The sequence below is a fragment of the Limnobacter sp. genome, from assembly GCF_036405155.1.
Lineage (GTDB): Bacteria > Pseudomonadota > Gammaproteobacteria > Burkholderiales > Burkholderiaceae_B > Limnobacter.
The window spans coordinates 368,073-387,372 of sequence record NZ_DASWYD010000007.1; the positions used below are offsets into that span (position 1 = coordinate 368,073).

Consider the following 19,300-nt stretch of genomic DNA (forward strand, 5'->3'; position numbering starts at 1 on the left):
ATGAATTCAGGCTCACCGGGTGAGCTTGCGGAGAACAACCATGAGCATTCAAGTAAAAAACATTCACAAGGGTTTTGGTACGTTCACAGCGTTGGACAATGTCAGCCTCGACTTTCACAGCGGTGAGCTGGTGGCCTTGTTGGGTCCCTCCGGCTGTGGAAAAACAACCTTGTTGCGCATCATCGCAGGCCTTGAACAGGCAGACTCTGGTGAAGTGATTTTGGACGGTGAAGACACATCCGATGCCCATGTGCGCGATCGGAATGTGGGCTTCGTGTTTCAGCACTATGCGCTCTTCAAACACATGACTGTGTTTGACAATGTGGCGTTTGGTTTGCGGATGAAGCCCCGATCCGAGCGACCCAGCAAGGCAGAGATTGCCGAGAAGGTCCACAACCTGTTGAAGTTGGTTCAACTGGATTGGTTGGCCGATCGATTCCCATCACAACTCAGCGGTGGTCAACGGCAGCGCATTGCACTGGCCCGTGCACTGGCCGTTGAGCCCAAGGTGTTGCTGCTGGACGAGCCGTTTGGTGCGCTGGACGCCAAGGTGCGCAAGGAGTTGCGTCGCTGGCTGCGTCGCCTGCACGATGAACTGCACATCACCTCGATTTTTGTGACCCACGACCAAGAGGAAGCGTTGGAAGTGGCCGACCGCGTGGTGTTGATGAACCAGGGCAAGGTGGAGCAGATTGGCTCGCCGGAAGAGGTCTACCAGCATCCGGCAACGCCTTTTGTGTACAGCTTCTTGGGGTCGGCCAACCAGTTTCGCCAAGACAGGGCGGTGGCTTTTGCCCGTCCGCACGAAATTGACATCCACACCACGCCAAGTCATGCTTTCCATGGATTGGATCCAGTGCCGGCCCGTGTGGTTCGCTTGATGCGGTTTGGTTTAAGCACCCGGGTGGAGCTTGATTCGCTGGACGAACCGTCTCCCCAGCATTTTGAAGTGGAGTTGGGGGCAGACCAGGCCCAAGCGCTGAGCCTCACAGAAGGTCAGCTTGTCCACCTGTCCGCCAGGCAGCTCAAAGTATTTGAACAACCCACTGTGGCACTTGCATCATGAATTTTCAGCAGTTGCGCATTGTGCGCGAAACCGTTCGTCAGGGTTACAACCTGACCGAAGTGGCCAACACCCTCTACACCTCTCAGCCTGGTGTGTCCAAACACATTCGTGACCTGGAAGAGGAGTTGGGTGTGGAGCTGTTTGTCCGCAAGGGCAAACGCTTGATGGGGCTGACCGACCCAGGCAAGGAATTGCTGGTGGTGGTGGAACGCATGCTGCTGGATGCGCGCAACATCAAAAACCTGGCGGAGCAGTACAGCAGCCGGGATGTGGGCCAACTCACGGTGGTCACAACACACACACAGGCACGCTATTCACTGCCTGAGGTGGTGAGCGCATTCAAGCGCCTGTTTCCCAAGGTGCACTTGCGCTTGCACCAGGGCAGCCCCAAAGAAATCACCCAAATGCTTCTGGATGGCCAGGCCGACATTGGCATTGCCACCGAGGTGTTGGGCAATGTGGATGACCTGGTGAGCTTTCCTTACTACCAATGGAAGCACCAGGTGATCGTGAAAAACGACCACCCCCTATTGCAACTTGACAAGCCCACACTGGCCGATGTGGCCGAATACCCGGTGATCACTTACCAAGAAGGGTTTACCGGTCGAATCAAGATCGACGAAACCTTTGCAGCCCATGGTCTGAACCCGGACATCGCCATTTCGGCGCTGGATGCCGATGTCATCAAGACCTATGTGGAACTGGGTTTGGGTGTGGGCATCATTGCCAACATGGCTTTTAGCCGCGCCAAAGACACTGGCCTGTCATTGCTCAACATCGACAACCCCTTTCCGGTCAACACCACCAGCATCGCAGTGCGCAAGGGGCACTACTTGCGCAGCTTTGCCTACAAATTCATTGAGCTGTGCAATGCCGAGTTGAGCGAGTCGCGTTTGCAGTCGGTGTTGAACGAACGGCTGGTGGATTGACTACAATCGGGGTTGTTGTACACCACGGTCCACAACAGGAACTCAGCCATGTCCCAAGCCAATGCCCCCAGTCGCCAGTCGGATCATCCGGTTGAGTCGCTGATTCTCAACCGTTGGTCACCCCGCTCTTTTTCGGCGGAGACGGTAACCGAGGCGCAATTGATGAGCCTTTTCGAGGCGGCCCGCTGGGCACCGTCGGCCAGCAACACTCAACCCTGGCGCTTTGCATGGGCCTTGCGCGGCGATGCGCACTGGTCTGCGTTTGTGGATTTTTTGGTGCCTGCCAACCAGCGCTGGGCACAACAGGCCGCGGCTTTGCTGGTGATCGTGTCCAAAAACCGCGCCTTGAAACGGGACTCCACAGAGTTTGCACCGCTCAAAAACCATGCGTTTGACACTGGCTCAGCCTGGGCCAACCTGGCTTTACAGGCGCACGCCATGGGCTTGGCCACCCACGCCATGGGCGGGTTTGATGCGGCCAAAGTGGAGGCGTATTTGAAGGTGCCTGAGGGGTATACCGTGCAAGCGTGTGTGGCGGTTGGCAAGCCGGGCCCCAAGAGTGCCTTGCCGGAAGACTTGCAGGCGCGGGAAACGCCATCAGGGCGAAACCCAGTGAGCAGCTTTACAGGCCACGGTGCTTTGAACTGGGATTAAGCGGGCTGTTTTAGTTGTTGAAATCTCAGTTTTTGAAGTATTTCCGTGAGCGATACACCAGGGCTTCGCCCTCGCGGTAATCGCAGCGCAGTACTTCGCCAATCATGATGGTGTGGTCGCCTTCCTCGTAGCGGTTTTTCACTTTGCATTCAAAGTGCGCCAGCGCGTTGGGAATCAAGGCGCAGCCACCCAGCCCTTCAATGGTCTGCAAGCCCTCAAACCGGTCGCCTTTGTAGGTTGAAAACCGCATGGACAAGTCTTGCTGATCGGCCGCCAGCACGCTCACGCCATAGTATTCGGCAGCGGCGAAAGCATCGTTACTGCTGGACTTCTTGGAAAGGCTCCACAGCACCAAGGGTGGGTGCAGGCTGACGGAATTGAACGAATTGGCGGTGACACCCACCAATTGGCCATTGGCTTTTCGAGTGGTGATGATGGTGATGCCTGTGGCAAATTGTGCCAAGGCTTGTCGAAACAAATGAGCATCCAGCTCGGCGTCGCCTTCGCGTTTTTCGGCTCGCACGAAAGTGTCGGCGGCTTGGGGCGAGTCCACAGGTTTTTGCATGATGTACTTCTGTTCTTGAATGCCCCCATTGTGCCAAACCTTGACAGCCTGTGCTTGCTTTCGTTTTTGAATCACGGCTCCAATTGTCGAAATGTCGGTGCATGTGATTGAAATGATTTAAAATGTGCGCCTTTCCAAGCACCTTGAAAGCCTGCCCGCAGGCCAGCCCCGCCGTGAATTCCAAGCCCCAGTCCAGTCTGTCGTTCACCCTAAAAACCACCTCGGGCCAAGCCCGGCGGGGTGAAATCCGTACAGCCCATGGGGTGATTCAAACCCCCATTTTCATGCCAGTGGGCACCTACGGCACGGTGAAGGGCATGACGCCGCAAAACCTGAAAGACATTTCCGCTCAAATCATTCTGGGCAATACCTTTCACCTGTGGATGCGCCCCGGGCTGGACATCATGGCCAAGTTTGGTGGCTTGCACCGCTTCATGGGCTGGGACGGCCCCATCCTCACCGACTCCGGTGGGTTTCAGGTGTTTAGCCTGGGGGCCATGCGCAAAATCAAGGAAGAGGGCGTGCACTTCCGGTCGCCCGTGAATGGCGACAAGCTATTCCTGACGCCTGAGGAAAGCATGCGCATCCAAACAGTGCTGAATTCCGACATCGTCATGATCTTTGATGAATGCACACCCTACCCAGCCACGTTTGAAGAGGCCCGCTCATCCATGGAATTGTCCATGCGCTGGGCGCGCCGTTCGCGCGATGCGTTTAACGAACTGGGCAACACCAATGGCCTGTTTGGCATTGTGCAGGGCGGTATGTACGAAAGCCTGCGCGATGTGTCGCTGGCCGGGTTGACCGACATTGGTTTTGATGGCTATGCAATTGGTGGTTTGTCGGTGGGTGAGCCCAAGGACGACATGCAACGCATATTGGCCCACACAGCCCCGAAGCTGCCCGCCGACAAGCCCCGTTACCTGATGGGTGTGGGCACACCGGAAGATTTGGTGAATGCCGTGGGGCAGGGCATTGACATGTTTGATTGCGTGATGCCCACCCGCAATGCCCGCAACGGTTGGTTGTTTACCCGAACCGGCGACATCCGGATTCGCAACGCCCGCTTCCGCAATGATGAAAGCCCGCTGGACGCCCAGTGCACCTGCTACACCTGCCAGCATTTTTCACGGGCTTATTTGCACCACCTGGACCGCAGCAAGGAAATTCTGGGTGCGCAGCTCAATACCATTCACAACTTGCATTACTACTTGGAATTGATGGCGCAGATGCGGGCTGCCATTGAGGCGGATCGTTTTGATGCATGGGTTGGGGAGTTTCATGCCCAGAGAGCGCAATCCTCGGATTTGCGCTGATTCAACGGGTCTGCTTGGTCCAACTGACCCGCGATGGCCGGTAGGTCCAGCATTTCAATCAGTTGGCTTTGCCCGTCCAATTGCACCTCAATCAAGGTCTGCGACTCACCCAGCAAGTGCGAGCGCTGACACCTGGCCTCGCCAAGCACTGGCAAGGAGGGTTGCCACGTCGCCGATTCAATCGACAACAGTTGCGTGACGGCAAAGCCCACCTGTCGACCTGCGTGTTCAACCACCAGGATGCTGCTGTTGTCGTCCAGCATTTGTCGGCCCATGCCCAACGCGTGCCCTAGGTCGATGATGTCGAGCACTCTGCCTTTGTGGGTCAACCAGCCGCGCAGGGGTTTTTCGCGATCAAAAATTTCAAGGCTGCGGTGATAGGGCAACACTTCTTGAATTGATCCAATCGGTGTGGCATGCGCATGCTGCATCCGGAAAACAATCAGGCGATGGTCCTCTTGAACCTCATCAGACATTCGCCCACTCCCATGGGCGGATCGGTTTTGTTCTTGATTGACCCTTTTCATCAATGCGATGATGTTCACCAGCTCAGGGGCGCTGGAGAGTGCCATCGCATCCAGTATAAAAAACTGTTGGCTTCTTCGTTCAGGCTGTGAAGTCGTGTTCATCCAGGTGTGTGTTAAAACGCGTGGATGACGCCCATGACCAGAATTTAAAGCCACCAGTTGCTGCGGCTGAATGGGTACCAAGTCCATGACTTGATCAATCAAAAAGGCTACGGGTCCGTCAGCGCCGCGCACCACAAAAGCCTGACGCTCAGTTGCGTGCGAGTGATGTCCGCGTATACCCAGATGCGACAACAATTCCACCACGGGGATCCATTCACCGCGATATTCCAGGTTGCCACAATAGGCACCCCCGCAGCCTTCACCGGGTTTTATCTCGGGATTGGCCAGGGTGCTTTCCACATGTTCCGGGTGTATGGCCAGACCAATGCCAGCGCTGTTCATCAGTAGCAGCGCATGGTGGGTCTCCTCCGCCGTGGTTTCAGGTTCAATGTCTCCGGTTGCAGCATCACGCTGTGGTTCCGGGTCTTGAACCGTCAAAAGGTCCGGGCTGGCGAATAATTTGGGCAATGCCAGTAAAGTGACCATCTCGCCGCTGTGTGGGTTGCGCACACACCCAGCGGCCAAGTGCAGGGTTGTCTGCTGATCCGAAAAGGGGTGAGTCGATGCAACATCAACCTCAAACAGTTGTCCAACATCGTTCGCCAGCAGGCCCAGCAAGTGTCCCTTCTCGCGGACCAGGATGACGCAGTCCTTGCTGCTGGATGTCCATGGCAAACCGCACCAGTGCGCCAGGTTGATCACCGGAATGGTGACGCCGCGCAGGGTGAGCCCGCCACACAGCCAACGGGATTGCGATGGCAAAGGGGTTAGTTGGTTGAGTGGTACCACTTCCCGCAGAGTCTCCATGGGGATGCCCAACAACATGTCCCCAATCCGGAATGATCCAAATCCAACGGTGCTTGAACTGCGGGTCATGAGGTTTGCCCAATCCGCGTGGCTTTGGCCAGTTCATCAATCATGAGGCTCACCTTTTGAGCCTCATCAGATTGCATGGCAATCCATTGAGAGACCTGCTGAATGGCTTCCTGTGCGGCGGCCACAGTCTCCAGGGCTTTGCCCAAGTGGGTTGCTGCGTGCTGGTTTTGCTCAACACCTTCGGTGACTTGGACCATGGAGTCTTCCATGAGGCTGCCAATCTCTCGGGCTGCTTTGGCACTGTTTTCAGCGAGTTTTCGTACTTCAGCAGCGACCACGGAAAAGCCCACCCCATGCTGGCCTGCTCGGGCAGCTTCAATGGCAGCATTGAACGCCAGCAGATTGGTCTGGTTGGCGATGTCGCTGATGACCCTCACCATGTCGGATATGCGGTGTGCGCTGGATTGAATGGCTGCGATTGAAGCAATGGCGCGCTTCATGTCCTGGGCGCTGCATTGCGCCGCCTCAACGCCTTCGAGGGTGCTTTTACCCGCCAGGTCTGACTGGCTGTGAATGTTACCCATGAATTGTTGCAGGCGCTCCATGCTGGCTCGCATGGCTTCGGATTGCTGGTTGATGCTGCGCTCCAGTTGTACTTCTTTCGTCACGTCGTAAGCATATTTGATGATTTTCACCACCTTGCCATTCAAATCGAGGATGGGGTTGTAGGTCGCCTGAATCCAGACATCCCGGTTGAATTTGCCCACGCGGCGAAAGCGACCGCTGATGAATTGCCCCTCATTCAGTTTTAGCCAGAAGTCCCGATACTCCGGGCTTTGGGTGTATTCCAGCGTGCAAAAAATACTGTGGTGTTGACCTTGGATTTCCCGCAAGGTGTAGCCCATGGCATTGAGAAAATTGCGGTTGGCCGACAGCACCTGCCCATCCAGATTGAACTCAATCACCGCTTGTCCCAAATTGATGGCGGCCACCTTGGCTTCAAATTCCTGGTTTTTCAATTTGCTCTCGGTGATGTTCGATGCAAATTTCACCACCTTCAGCAAATTGCCCTGATGATCATAAATGGGGTTGTAGGTGGCTTGAATCCAGATTTCCCGACCAGCTTTGGAAACTCGCTTGAATTCACCGGATACGAATTGTCCTCGGCCCAGCGTTTCCCAAAAGTTTTGATATTCAGTACTGTTGCCATAATCGTTCGACACAAACATGCGGTGATGTCGGCCCTGTATTTCTTCGAGGGTGTAGCCCATCAAACTCAGGAAGTTGTGGTTGGCCGACAGCACTTTGCCGGACATGTCAAATTCAATGACCGCCTGTGCCCGGTTGATGGCCGCAATCTTTCCCTGACTCTCCATCGACTGCAATTTGTTGTCGGTGATGTTTTGCGCCAGTTTGATGATGGAAATCACTGCACCTTGATCGTCCAGCACTGGGCTGTAGCTGGCTTGAATGTACACCGGCCGACCGTCTGCGCCGTATCTCAAATACTCCCCGGAGCAACAGCGGCCTTGCCGAAGGTTACTCCAGAAGGTTTTGTAATCATCCTTCTCGGCGATGCCTGCTTCGCAGAACATGCTGTGGTGCTGTCCTTGAATCTGGTCCAAGGTGTAGCCAAAAGTGTTGAGGAACAATTTGTTGGCACTGAGCACATGGCCGAACGGATCGAATTCAATGCAGGCTTGTGCTGAAAACAGGGCATCAAACAATCGCGCTTTGTGTTCAATGGCGGGTTCTAGGCGGTCAACTGGGGCGTTCATGGTGTGGATCCTTGGGACTGAGTCCCTCAGTGAATGTTTGGAAACACAGCAATATTGACCAGGGAAAGCGCGGGATAAGCCACGAAACATGCATCAAAACACCGATTTCACTTTGGGATTAGGGCAGGTGAGGTAGGCGACTTGGGGGATCCAGAGGCCCCGGGATTCAGCGTCGTGTAAGAAAACTGTCAGAAACTGCGGCCAGCTAGGCGGGGAGGGATGTGACCCAACACTCCGTCTGCTGTTATTACAACAAGACGACAAAAACCGAGCAAACGCTCAACGAGCCCCAGTGAATTGATTTCACTGGGGTTTTTCTATTTGGATTGTCGTCTGTCAGACATTTCTAGAGTGCTGGCTTCAGCGGTCCGTCTGCAATCGTGCTTCAATACTCAAACTGACTGGCCCGGTGCAGAGAGCTTGACCGAGTCTGGAATGCACTTGCCAAGTATCCACATGGCCAGGGTCACCACAATCAAGTCGTCGGTGAAACCAAACCACAGCAGGAAGTCTGGCACCAGGTCGATGGGGCTGAGCAGGTAAATCACCACCGCGACCATGAAGCCCTTGATCCACAATGGAGTTTCGCGGTGGCGAAAGGCGTGCCACATCAGTCGGCCATGGGTTTTCAGGGCCTTGAGTTTGGACCACAGCGGAAACCAGCGAGACAGCATACGAAGTACCCCAACATCAAAATTCAAACAGGGACAACCGTGACACAAGCACCATTGACCATCCAACGCACTTGCCATGTACCCGTGCCAGTGGCGGATTGCTTTGCCATTTTTACGCGGCTGGGCGCCCAGGAATACATCCACCACGATGCGGTGATTGCACCCATTGTGCAGGTAGACCGGGCACCCGGGCAATCGTTCACCGAGATTGGCGATGTGCAGCACATCACCTTCAAAGGCGGGTACACCATCCGCGAGGAATTGCTGGCCTTTGTTCCCAACAGGCAATTTGTCTACAAGGGCACAGGGTTTTCGCAACCGATGTTGAATTGGCTGGACCATGCCAAAGGCTCGTTTGAATTTGAAAAAAACGGGGATGGAACCGACATCACCTGGCGCTACAACTTCTATTTGCGTGAGGGGTTGGGCGCCACGGTAAAGCGGGGCGTGTTCAACACGCTGATCGTGAATGTCATCTGGAACAGGATGATGACCAAAACCCTGTCCAATTTGACGCAAATCATCACATTGCGGGCCATGCAGCCCGGGAGAACAGCATGAGCAATGTTTTCAGATCCCTGTTGGGTGCAACAACCGCCATGGCGCTGTTGCTTGTCTCCGGGTTTGCACAGGCACAGGCCAAGGACAAAACCGAGCCGTCCATTTGCGTGTTCGATTATTTGGGTGCCAAGGGACCAATAGCCAACCTGGCCACCGAATATTCGCTGGAGGGTCGCAAAAACGGCTATGGTTTCAAACCGGTGGTGTACACCAACGAAGCGGTGGCCACCAAGGATTTTGAAATCGGCAAATGCGACGGATTGGTGGCCACCGGTATTCGCACCCGCCGTTTCAACAGCTTCACCGGCAGCCTCGATGCCATTGGTGGATTGCCCAACTATGAAGCGGTGTTGCTGGCCCTCAAAAGCATGGGCAGTGGGCAATTGCAATCGGTGATGGAGCAGGGCGACTACGAAGTGGGTGGTGTGCTGCCTTTCGGTGCTGCCTACATTTTTGTGAACGACAAGGACATCAACACCCTGGCCAAAGCCGCTGGCAAAAAAATTGCGGCGTTGGCCCATGATGAGTCACAAATCAAGTTGATTGAGCAGGTTGGCGCCCAGCCGGTGGCTGCGGATGTTTCCAATTACGGTTCATTGTTCAACAACGGCGCGGTGGACATCATCGTGGCCCCATCGATTGCCTACCAGCCGCTGGAACTGTACAAGGGCATTCGCAAGCGCGGTGCCGTGGTGCGTTTCCCGGTGGCCATGGTGACGTACCAGATCATTCTGCGGAAATCCAAATTCCAGCCAGGTTCAGGCCTTAAGCTGCGCAAGTATGTGTCCCAGGAAATGCCCAAAGCATTGGAAGCCGTCAAGAAGGTGGACAAGCTGATTCCTGAAAAGTATTACATGGACCTGTCCGATGCCGACAAAGCGGATTACACCCGAATGATGCGTGAGTCTCGGATTGCACTCAGCAAAGAGGGTGTTTACGACGGCTGTGCCTTGCGCCTCATGAAAAAAGTCCGGTGCGCAGTGGATGGCGCTGCTGCAGAATGCGGCTTGCCTGAGGAGTACAAAGTGGCGGCCAACTGTCCGGTTCGCCCTTGATCGTTGTAGAAAACCTGTCGATCTGTGTTAATAAAGAGGCTCTTCGGAGCCTCTTTTTTTGTTCATGAACCCCACCGATTCCCATCTGGAAGAAACCTGTCTGCGCAGCGAGCGTGTTTACGATGGCGCTTTGTTGAAAATCAACCGCGACACCGTGCGTTTGCCCAATGGCGCTGAGTCAGTTCGCGAATACACCGAGCACCCTGGCGCTGTCATGGTGATCCCGGTGCTGGACGATGGTCGCTATGTGATGGAGCGTCAATTTCGATACCCCTTGCACCGGGTGTTTCTTGAATTTCCCGCCGGGAAGATAGACCCCGGCGAAGACCCTGTAGACACCGCCCACCGGGAGTTGCGCGAGGAAACTGGCTACACCACCACATCCTTGGAGTACCTGACCACCATTCATCCAGTGATTTCCTACTCCACCGAGCGAATCCTGCTGTACGTGGCGCGTGGACTGACTGCTGCACAGCGGCAATTGGATGAGAATGAGTTTTTGGATGTGGTGCTGGTTCATCCGGATGAATTAATGGCCCAAATTCGCAATGGGGAAGTGAGCGACGTTAAAACAATCATTGGTGCTTTCTGGTTAAATCAAGGTGTGCATTCACAAGGAGTGTGACCATGTCTGCTCAATTTCCCTGTGTCATCGTTGGCCACGAGTTTGCCTGCACATTGGGGCTGGCCGTGTTTGTCGATGTTCGGGGCAATGTGGATGAGCACGCCCATTGGTGCCATCAAATCGCCATCTCCATGGACGATACATTGCTGAATTGCCACTGCGATGGAAAGGTCTTTCAAAGCAAAGCGGTGTTTGTGCCTGCGGGGCATCTCCATTCGGTCAACACGGGCAGCCAGATCAACCTGTTTTTTGATCCCCAGATTGACTGGCTGGACGACGTATTTGGCGGTGCCATCGACACCCATTGCGCGCAAGTGTTGGACCGCGATACCTTGGAAGGTATTCAAACCTGCTTTTATAAAAATTCCGATCTGAAATTGGGTCTTGAGGCTTTTGCCTATGCCTATGAAGACAGGCAGGCCGACCTCCATGACCAAACCTTGAACCAGCGTTGGGTCCGCCTGTTGAAAGAAGTGGAGCAACTGAGCAACACCCTGACACCCGAGCAAGGGCTGTATGCCCAGTTGGGGCGCTTGCTGGCGGCTGATGCAGTTTGATGGTACGCCTGTTGCTCGTTCTTCTCTTGCTGCCGTTGCTGGCTTTTGCCCTGTGGTGGATCACCCAAAAACCCTCACACCAACGGGACTGGGCCGATGACGTCAGCCAGTTGTTGCAGTGGGAGCAGCAGGGCAGTGTGGTCACATTGACCAACGTCCGGCATTTTGACTGGCGCAGCGAAGCGGATTACACACCGCGTTGGGAAACCCGCCAATACAACCTGGACAGCCTGGAGTCTGCCGACCTGGTGTTGTCTTACTGGATGGGGCCACACATTGCCCACACCTTGGTGTCCTTTGGGTTTGACGATGGCCGGCACTTGGTTTTTTCTCTGGAAATTCGTAAGGAGCGCGGTGAGGCTTTTTCGGCCGTGGCTGGTTTTTTCCGTCAATACGAAAGCGTGTTGATTGCTTCAGAGGAAGACGACATTCTCAGAACCCGCACCAACACACGCGGTGAGGATGTGTACCTGTACCGCCTCGCCATTCCCCGTGAACAGCTTCGTACCCTGTTCATGGCCTATTTGGACAAAGCCCGTGACATTGAACAGCACCCCCAGTTTTACAACACCTTGACCAGCAATTGCACCACCATCGTGATCGACATTGCCCGGCGCATCGCACCCGGCTTGCCCATGGATTACCGCTTGTTGGCGTCGGGCCATTTTGCCGAGTACGCGTATGACCAAGGCGGACTGGTGGCCGGGTATGACTTTGACACACTTCACCGCTTGGGTCGCATCACCGACCGGGCTCAATCGGTGAGCCCAAATGACAATTTTTCAGTTCTTATTCGCGAGGGAGTACCCACGCCAGGGCACAACAGCAACAACAACGGGAGACGCCGACCATGAGCCCAGCAGCACCGCAGTACAGCAATGCCGATTTACCCAAATTTGAAACCTTGCTGGATTGTCTCCAGCATTGGTCCACCACCTGTGCCGACGAGGTGCACTTTGTACAGCCCATGGGGCGGAGTGAAGTGGTGGAATACACCTGGGCGCAGGTGAATGACCAGGTGCAGCGCATGGCCGCCTATTTGCAGTCTCTCAACCTGCCCGAGCGCAGCAACATTGCCATTCTGGGCAAAAACTCGGCCCACTGGATCATGGCGGATTTGGCCATCTGGATGGCTGGTCATATTTCGGTGCCCATTTACCCCACCGTCAATGCGGAAACTGCTGCGTATGTGCTGGAGCACAGCGAGGCCAAGGTGCTGTTTTTGGGCAAGATGGAAGAGCTGTGGCCCGTGGTGAAAGATGGTATTCCCCAAGACCTGCCCACCGTGGTGTTGCCCTTGGGGCCAGACAAGCCGGGCAGCCTGAACTGGAACCAGTTGCTGACCGAGTTTGCACCCACACAGCGGCCCGCCCAGCGCACAGCCGATGAATTGGCCACCCTCATGTACACCTCGGGCAGCACTGGCAACCCAAAGGGTGTGATGGTGCGCTTTGGTGCTATGACCCGTGCCCTGCTGGGCACCGCCGAGTTGTATGGCATCAATCGAGGTGACCGCATGTTGTCCTATTTGCCGCTGGCCCATGCAGCCGAGCGGGCTGTGGTGGAAACCGGTTCCATGGTGTTTGGGTTCCGGGTGTATTTTTCGCTCGGCTTGTCGACCTTCATTGAAGACTTACGGCGCGCACGGCCCACCCTGTTCTTCTCGGTGCCCCGTTTGTGGGCCAAGTTCTACAACGGCATTTGTGCAAAAATTTCGCCGCGCGTTCAGTCCATCCTCTTCCGAATCCCCGTCTTGTCGGGTGTATTCAAACGCAAAATTCTCCAGCAGTTGGGCTTGTCCGAGGTTCGCATGGCCTTGAGTGGCTCTGCACCCCTGTCGGCCAAATTGATTGAGTGGTATCGCGGGCTGGGGCTGGAGTTGCTGGAAGGCTATGCCATGACCGAAAACTTTGCCTATTCACATGGCAACAGGCTGGACTCCGCCCGCCCCGGTTATGTGGGTTTGCCGTTCCCTGGGGTGGACTGCCGAATTTCCGAGCAGGGCGAAATCCAGGTGAAAGGCCCCACGCTCATGATGGGTTACTACAAGTTGCCCGAGTTGACCCAAGAGGCTTTCACCGAGGACGGCTACCTCAAAACCGGCGACATGGGCGAAGTCGACGAATTGGGGCGACTCAAGATCACCGGTCGGGTTAAAGAACTGTTCAAGACCAGCAAAGGCAAGTATGTGGCTCCGGTGCCCATTGAAAACCGCCTCATGGGTCATGCGCTCATCGAAGCCGTGTGCGTCACAGGCCCATCATTGCCGCAACCCATTGCCTTGGTCATGCTGCCCCTGGAGGAGCACCAGGCGGTGGAAACCAACCCTGAAGAACGGGCCAATGTCGTAGGTCAGATGACCGAGTTGTTGAACACGGTGAACGCGAAGCTGGAAGCCCATGAGCAACTGGACTGCCTGATTGTGGTGAAAGACTTGTGGACGATGGAGAACGGCTTCCTCACGCCCACGATGAAAATTCGCCGCAACATCATTGAGGCCCATTACCTGCCCAAGGTGGAGGCCTGGCTGAAAACCCGTCAACCCGTGGTGATTGAGCCGTAGGCCCTTACAGCGCCGCTTGCGGGGCGGCCTGTATCCCACCCCGGTCAATGAGCACATAGTGTTTTCGAACAGGTTCCAGTACCTCAAACAAACCGGTAAACCCGCCGGGAATGACACAGGCCTGACCTGCACCGAAGGTTCGGGCTTCACCGTGTGAGTTTGTAATCCGGATCAATCCTTCGATGACATGGAAGAATTCGTCTTTGCCCTCTGCAAAGGCAATTCGCCACGCGCCCACCTCGCAGGCCCACAACCCTGCCGACACCCCGTTGCGTTCGTAGTGGTTCCAGGTGCTGCGCAGCGGGTTGCCGCGTTCCCGTCGATCGGGGCGAGGGTGGTCATGCACCACCGGGGTTGATATCTCGGCAAACGAGGTGAGGGTCAGGCTCATGGCATCTCCATCATTCAATCGCTGAGGCCGATTTCATCTGGTCCCTCAGCACGAATTTCTGGATTTTACCGGTGGATGTTTTGGGCAGAGCACCGAACACTATCTGTTTGGGCACCTTGAAGCGCGCCAGATGTTCTCGACAAAACTCAATCATGGCCGCTTCGCTGACGGTGGCCCCGGCTTTTGTCTCAACAAAGGCCACGGGCACCTCACCCCACTTGGTATCAGGGCGCGCTACCACGGCTGCAGCCATGACGGCTGGGTGGCGATACAACACCTCTTCCACCTCGATGGATGAAATATTTTCACCACCCGAAATAATCACATCTTTGGACCGGTCTTTGATTTTGACGTAACCATCGGGGTGGACCACTGCCAGGTCGCCGGTGTGGAACCATCCTCCTGCAAAAGCGGCTTCGGTCGCCACCGGATTTTTCAGATAGCCCTTCATCACGATATTGCCGCGAAACATGATTTCGCCCATGGTTTCTCCATCCGCGGGCACTGGTTTGAGGGTGTCCGGGTCCAACACGGTAACCTCTTCTTGAAGGTGATAGGGAACACCTTGGCGTCCGTTGCGTTCCGCCCGCTGTGCGATGGGCAGCCCTTCCCAGTCATCCTGTTTGGCACACACCGCAGCCGGGCCATAGGTTTCAGTCAAACCATAGACATGCGTGATCTGGATGCCGAGTTGTTCACAACCTTCAATGATGGCTGCCGGTGGGGCTGCGCCTGCAATCAGACCACTGACGGGATGTTCAAGGCCTATGCTCTGTGCCTCGGGCGCATTGATCAACATGCCAAAGACAATGGGTGCGCCGCACAGGTGCGTAATTCTGTGCTGACGAATCAGCGGGAAGATCACCGCAGGGTCCACCCTGCGAAGGCACACGCTGGTGCCAGCGATGGCTGCCAGTGTCCAGGGAAAGCACCAGCCATTGCAATGGAACATGGGCAATGTCCACAAATAAACCGCATGCTGGGGCAAGTTGCCAGACAGCACATTCGAGACCGCATTGAGGTATGCGCCCCGATGGTGATACACCACACCCTTGGGATCACCGGTGGTGCCGCTGGTGTAATTCAGTGAAATGGCATCCCACTCATTGTCCGGCAATTCAAAGGGATGGTTCGGGTTCCCTGTGGCCAGAAAGGTTTCATAGTCCAGTTCACCCAGGGGCTTCCCACCCGAAAATTCGGGGTCAAGTGCATCAATCACCAGCGGTTTGGGGCCATCCAGCAGACGCAAGGCCTCCTCAATGGTTCCTGAAAATTCTGGATCGGTAATGAGTACCCGGGCCTCCCCATGCTTCAGCATGAATGCAATGGTGGAGGCGTCTAGGCGCGTATTCAGGGTATTCAATACGGCACCGGTCATGGGAACGCCAAAATGCGCTTCGAACATGGGCGTGGTGTTGGGTAGCATCACGGCCACCGTGTGGCCCTTGCCAACACCACGCTGTTGCAAGGCGTTGGCCAATTGTCGGCAGCGACGGGCAGTGTCGGCCCAGGTGTATTGCTGTGTGCCCTTAATGATGGACACCCGATGGGGATATACCTTGGCGGTGCGGGCCAGAAAACTCAACGGAGACAGGGCGACGAAATTGGCTGGATTGGCGTCCAGCCCCAATTCAAAAGGATTGCTCATGGTGGGTCAGGTGTGCGGCAGTGGTTTGAACAGACACGCCGCGATTATGCCGCTGCGAAACTGGCACCAGCCTGACAGGCTTTGAAGGTTTGCGCGTAGTCCAGTGCATCCTCCAGTCGGTCATTGCCCCAAAACAGTTCATGGCCCACCATGGTGCTGGGTGCCCCAAACACGCCGCACATCAGCGCTTGGTCGGTTAGGTGGCGCAGGCGCAATTTGTTTTCTTCAGTCAGCGCTGCCCGCAGTTGTGCTTCACCATCCAGTCCCAGTCCGTCCAGAATTTGAATCAGGCTCTCGGGCGAGTTGATGTCGCGGTCACATTCGAAATAGGCCTGGAACACCGTCTGACAAAACTCGGGAATCCAGTCTGCATAGGGGTCTGCGCTGACCACACGGGCCGCATTGATGCTGCTGACCGGAAATTCGGAGGGTTTCCGGTACCGCAAGCCCAGTTGCTGGCTTTGCCGTTCCATGTCCCGCCACATGTAATTCATTTTCAATGGTTGCGATTTAAACGGGCTTGACTCCCAACCCAGCTTGTTGAATATGGCACCCAATACAATGGGTGCGTAGCGCACGGTCAGTGCGCGTTCCCGCACCAGGTCGGGCAGGCGCATCACGCTCAGGTACGAATAGGGGCTGGAGAAGTCGAAATACACCGTCAGGTCGGCTGCCGGGTTTGTTGTCATGGACGTGGTCTCATTGGGGCGTTCATCGGGTTTTATGGCCAGCCAATGGGAGTAGGACCGGGCTCAGGTCTTGGGCCTGAACCCCCACTTTACGCCCGGCTGTTCGGTAAGTCCACCATGACCGGTTGACCCGGTGCTGTGCAGCCTTGTGCACAGCATTTTCCGGGCTGCCGGTTTTGGGTGATGGCCCGCTCTGCGTCTGTTCCCGGTTCCGCAGTCAGCCCCCGGTTCAACAGCCTTTCTACCAGGTCCACTTTGTTGCCGATCGGGTAATTCCGGTAAATTTCCTGCTTCATGGCTGCTGGTGATCCACCCCCGTGCAGGCTGATGACCGAGTACCAGCCACCTTGGTATGAAGCGGTCAGGTCCTCAATAAACCGGGCGGTTTGAATGCGTTTGTCGTAGGGGATGTCCGGGTTGGCCTGCAACATGTCGGCCAGAGTGGCCGCTGTTGCGGGGTTGTGGTCTTCATCAGGGCCAGGCAGGGCCACAATCAAGCCACCCGACACCGTGTGCGCAATGCGGTGCATGTCGTAAATCTGTGTGGCCAGCAACAACTTGCCAATGTTGGCGTACACCGCATCGGGCATGAAACTGCCCGAGAATTCATCGGCTTTGCCATAGACGGATGCGGCCACGCCGCAGGCATAAAAGCCCTCGGTGATTTTGATCAATTCCACCATCTGTTCGCGCAGGTGGGTTTCCCTGGCTGGGTCAAAACCGTTGGCTTCACACATCAGGGCACCCGCTCCAATCAGCAAGTCTCCAAACCCGGCTCGCGCACCAATGCAGCTGTGGCGGTGGTGGGTGGCGTAGTTGTAGGTCAAATGGCCGGAATGTTCCCAGGCGCCCGCGTAAAACACACGTTCCCAGGGCACTTGTACGCGGTCAAACACCACCACGCCGGTGGATTGCCCATACCGGTTGGAAAACAAGGCTGCTTTTTCGCCCGGGCGACCTGCAGGGCGGGCGATGATGGTCATGCCGGGCGCATCAATGGGCACCGCGCAGCACACGGCAAAGTCGGCATCGGCTTGGGCCATGTTGCGGCAGGGCATGACCAGCAATTCATGCATGTAGGGCGCACCAGTTACGATGGCTTTTGTGCCTGAAATCACAATCCCATTGGCATTGCGCTCCACCACATGCACATAGGTGTCCGGGTTGGCTTGTTGGTGGGGTTTTCGGCTGCGGTCGCCTTTGGCATCCGTCATGGCCACGCCAAGGGTCAAGTCGCGGTCCTGCACGGTGTGCAGGTAGTTCAAAAACCGGGCCATGTGCTCGGTGCTGCCCGTGGCATCGTCCAGGCGCGCCGCCACCTGGTAGATCGCATTCAACGCATCGTGCGTGAGGTAGCGTTGCGCGCAGCCTGTCTCTTGGCAGACCAGGCGCACGGCTTCCAGTTTGTTCAGCAGGTCGCCCGCGCTGGTGTTGATGTGCAGCAGGCGGTTCACCACTTTGCCACTGGTGTGCTGGGTGGCTGTCATGATGGGGGCGCACTCCGCCTTCAGGCCATAGTCATAGGTCAACCCAACCGCGTTGATGCCCGGCAGGAAGGCAGCCTCGTCGGCCACAGAGTCAACCCGACGGCCATCGAGGTATACCGTGGGGGAATAGGCGCGCAAAGAGTCGCGGTACTGCTGGGCATCCATCATCATGGTAAATACGGTGTTCCAAAAATTAAACAGTGTTCAATTATTGAACGGTGTTCAATACAATGTCAAACTGTGGGGGTTATTTCATCCATGGCCCATATGTCCTCTGAATACAGTTCATCATTGCAGCGCAAACAGGCTGGTATTGACCACCGGCGCAACCTTATTCTGGACGCGGCCCGTGCGGTGTTTCGGGAACATGGACTAGAGGCGGCCAGCCTGCGTGAAATCGCCAAACGCGCGGGCTATACCCCGGGTGCGATTTACAGTTATTACCCCAGCAAAGAGGACATGTACGGCGCTTTGCTGGCCGAATCACTGCAGCGCTTGCAGGGTGCCGTGGAGGCTGCAGCAGCCAAGCCCCGTTTGCCCCTTCGCAAACTGCATGCCGCCGCCATGGCTTTCTACCAGTTTTATGCAGAGCACCCGCAAGACCTTGAATTGGGCTTTTATTTGTTCAATGGTTTAAAACCGCAGGGCTTGAATAAAAACCTGAACACAGCCTTGAACACGGCGCTGTTGGCCTGCCTCCAGCCCATTCAAACCGCGCTGCAATCCCATGGGCTGAGCGAAAAAAAAGCCGTTGCCGAGACCACGGCGCTGTTTGCCCACAGTGTGGGCTTGCTCATGCTGCAACACACCGGGCGTATTCGCCTGTTCGCACAAAACCCTGCACAACAGTTTGAAATGCACCTGGGCCACTTGTTGGACCGGCTGGTTGCAACAACGCCCTCAACGCCTTGATTTGGAGACCCCCCGATGAGCACACTGCTGATTCAACTGACTTGTGGACCTGAGGAGCCGACCAAGGCGGCATTGGCCTTTTTGGTGGGCAAGATTGCTGTGGAAGCTGGGCATGAGGTCACCCTGTTTTTGGTGGGCGAGGGTGTGCAACTCATCCGCAAGGCTTGCCGGGACAGTGTGGTGGGCGTGGGCACCGGACCCGTGGGTGAGCACTATGACGGCTTTGTGGCTGACGGCGGAAAAATCTGCCTGTCGACATTGTCGTCCCGCGCACGTGGGGTCACCGATGCAGACCTGGCAGGCACGCCAGCCCGCTTTGTGTTTCCTCAAGACCTGCTGCAGTTGATTCTGGACAGCGACAAAGTCGTAACCTACTGAACCAGCT

The 19,300-nt window shown here is 55.9% G+C and carries 20 protein-coding genes; 12 read left to right on the top strand and 8 right to left on the bottom strand.

The window, feature by feature from the left end:
- Positions 1–40 precede the first annotated feature (40 nt).
- The 3 genes from VGE55_RS12355 to VGE55_RS12365 are packed head-to-tail and all read left to right on the top strand — an operon-like array spanning position 41 to position 2,649.
- Positions 41–1,066 carry a sulfate ABC transporter ATP-binding protein gene (locus VGE55_RS12355; RefSeq protein WP_331131988.1) on the top strand — a complete coding sequence of 342 codons (1,026 nt, stop codon included), beginning with the start codon at positions 41–43 and terminating at the stop codon, positions 1,064–1,066.
- Complete coding sequence (locus VGE55_RS12360) at positions 1,063–1,995, top strand: CysB family HTH-type transcriptional regulator (protein ID WP_331131989.1); 933 nt, start codon at positions 1,063–1,065, stop codon at positions 1,993–1,995. Before VGE55_RS12355 ends, VGE55_RS12360 begins: the two co-directional genes overlap by 4 nt.
- A 48-nt stretch (positions 1,996–2,043) precedes the next feature.
- Positions 2,044–2,649: a nitroreductase family protein gene (locus tag VGE55_RS12365; RefSeq protein WP_331131990.1), complete on the top strand. Its 606-nt coding sequence runs from the start codon at positions 2,044–2,046 to the stop codon at positions 2,647–2,649.
- Positions 2,650–2,674: 25 nt separating this feature from the next.
- Here VGE55_RS12365 and VGE55_RS12370 read toward each other — a convergent pair whose 3' ends face one another.
- On the bottom strand, positions 2,675–3,214 hold the full coding sequence (locus VGE55_RS12370) for a flavin reductase family protein (protein WP_331131991.1): 540 nt from the start codon (positions 3,212–3,214) through the stop codon (positions 2,675–2,677).
- A gap of 122 nt (positions 3,215–3,336) precedes the next feature.
- Between VGE55_RS12370 and tgt the strand changes: the two genes are divergently transcribed.
- On the top strand, positions 3,337–4,530 hold the full coding sequence (tgt, locus tag VGE55_RS12375) for a tRNA guanosine(34) transglycosylase Tgt (protein ID WP_331131992.1): 1,194 nt from the start codon (positions 3,337–3,339) through the stop codon (positions 4,528–4,530).
- Here the strand turns inward: tgt and VGE55_RS12380 are convergent.
- From VGE55_RS12380 to VGE55_RS12390, 3 genes are all read right to left on the bottom strand, one after another.
- Positions 4,494–6,035, bottom strand: a complete 1,542-nt coding sequence (locus tag VGE55_RS12380; RefSeq protein ID WP_331131993.1) for a chemotaxis protein CheW — start codon at positions 6,033–6,035, stop codon at positions 4,494–4,496. The two genes, tgt and VGE55_RS12380, sit on opposite strands and share 37 nt — an antisense overlap.
- The gene (locus tag VGE55_RS12385; RefSeq protein ID WP_331131994.1) at positions 6,032–7,753 is read right to left on the bottom strand and encodes a PAS domain-containing methyl-accepting chemotaxis protein; all 1,722 of its coding nucleotides are present in this window, start codon (positions 7,751–7,753) and stop codon (positions 6,032–6,034) included. Before VGE55_RS12385 ends, VGE55_RS12380 begins: the two co-directional genes overlap by 4 nt.
- Positions 7,754–8,145: 392 nt before the next feature.
- Positions 8,146–8,427, bottom strand: a complete 282-nt coding sequence (locus VGE55_RS12390) for a YkvA family protein (RefSeq protein ID WP_331131995.1) — start codon at positions 8,425–8,427, stop codon at positions 8,146–8,148.
- Between the two features lie 39 nt (positions 8,428–8,466).
- On the opposite strand from VGE55_RS12390, the gene VGE55_RS12395 reads away from it, so the two are divergent.
- From VGE55_RS12395 to VGE55_RS12420, 6 genes are all read left to right on the top strand, one after another.
- Positions 8,467–8,988, top strand: a complete 522-nt coding sequence (locus tag VGE55_RS12395) for an SRPBCC family protein (RefSeq protein WP_331131996.1) — start codon at positions 8,467–8,469, stop codon at positions 8,986–8,988.
- Positions 8,985–10,043 carry a putative solute-binding protein gene (locus VGE55_RS12400; RefSeq protein ID WP_331131997.1) on the top strand — a complete coding sequence of 353 codons (1,059 nt, stop codon included), beginning with the start codon at positions 8,985–8,987 and terminating at the stop codon, positions 10,041–10,043. Before VGE55_RS12395 ends, VGE55_RS12400 begins: the two co-directional genes overlap by 4 nt.
- A 64-nt stretch (positions 10,044–10,107) precedes the next feature.
- Positions 10,108–10,668: an NUDIX hydrolase gene (locus VGE55_RS12405; protein ID WP_331131998.1), complete on the top strand. Its 561-nt coding sequence runs from the start codon at positions 10,108–10,110 to the stop codon at positions 10,666–10,668.
- 2 nt (positions 10,669–10,670) lie between these two features.
- Positions 10,671–11,225, top strand: coding sequence for a hypothetical protein (locus VGE55_RS12410; protein ID WP_331131999.1), 555 nt, complete (start codon positions 10,671–10,673; stop codon positions 11,223–11,225).
- Positions 11,225–12,079, top strand: a complete 855-nt coding sequence (locus VGE55_RS12415) for a DUF4105 domain-containing protein (protein WP_331132000.1) — start codon at positions 11,225–11,227, stop codon at positions 12,077–12,079. Before VGE55_RS12410 ends, VGE55_RS12415 begins: the two co-directional genes overlap by 1 nt.
- A complete protein-coding gene (locus VGE55_RS12420) occupies positions 12,076–13,788 on the top strand; it encodes an AMP-binding protein (RefSeq protein ID WP_331132001.1) in 1,713 nt (570 codons plus the stop codon). Before VGE55_RS12415 ends, VGE55_RS12420 begins: the two co-directional genes overlap by 4 nt.
- A 4-nt stretch (positions 13,789–13,792) precedes the next feature.
- Here the strand turns inward: VGE55_RS12420 and VGE55_RS12425 are convergent, their stop codons facing one another.
- The 4 genes from VGE55_RS12425 to VGE55_RS12440 all read right to left on the bottom strand — a co-directional run bounded on the left by VGE55_RS12425 (position 13,793) and on the right by VGE55_RS12440 (position 18,174).
- A complete protein-coding gene (locus tag VGE55_RS12425) occupies positions 13,793–14,179 on the bottom strand; it encodes a cupin domain-containing protein (protein WP_331132002.1) in 387 nt (128 codons plus the stop codon).
- Between the two features lie 10 nt (positions 14,180–14,189).
- On the bottom strand, positions 14,190–15,827 hold the full coding sequence (locus VGE55_RS12430; RefSeq protein WP_331132003.1) for an acyl-CoA synthetase: 1,638 nt from the start codon (positions 15,825–15,827) through the stop codon (positions 14,190–14,192).
- Positions 15,828–15,871: 44 nt separating this feature from the next.
- On the bottom strand, positions 15,872–16,516 hold the full coding sequence (locus VGE55_RS12435; protein ID WP_331132004.1) for a 2-hydroxychromene-2-carboxylate isomerase: 645 nt from the start codon (positions 16,514–16,516) through the stop codon (positions 15,872–15,874).
- Between the two features lie 89 nt (positions 16,517–16,605).
- On the bottom strand, positions 16,606–18,174 hold the full coding sequence (locus tag VGE55_RS12440) for a 4-hydroxyphenylacetate 3-hydroxylase family protein (RefSeq protein WP_331132005.1): 1,569 nt from the start codon (positions 18,172–18,174) through the stop codon (positions 16,606–16,608).
- Between the two features lie 87 nt (positions 18,175–18,261).
- Between VGE55_RS12440 and VGE55_RS12445 the strand changes: the two genes are divergently transcribed.
- Both VGE55_RS12445 and VGE55_RS12450 read left to right on the top strand, forming a co-directional pair.
- Entirely contained in the window at positions 18,262–18,915 is a 654-nt protein-coding gene (locus VGE55_RS12445) for a TetR/AcrR family transcriptional regulator (protein WP_331132006.1), read from the top strand.
- Positions 18,916–18,930: 15 nt separating this feature from the next.
- Positions 18,931–19,293, top strand: a complete 363-nt coding sequence (locus tag VGE55_RS12450) for a DsrE family protein (RefSeq protein WP_331132007.1) — start codon at positions 18,931–18,933, stop codon at positions 19,291–19,293.
- Positions 19,294–19,300: the final 7 nt, after the last annotated feature.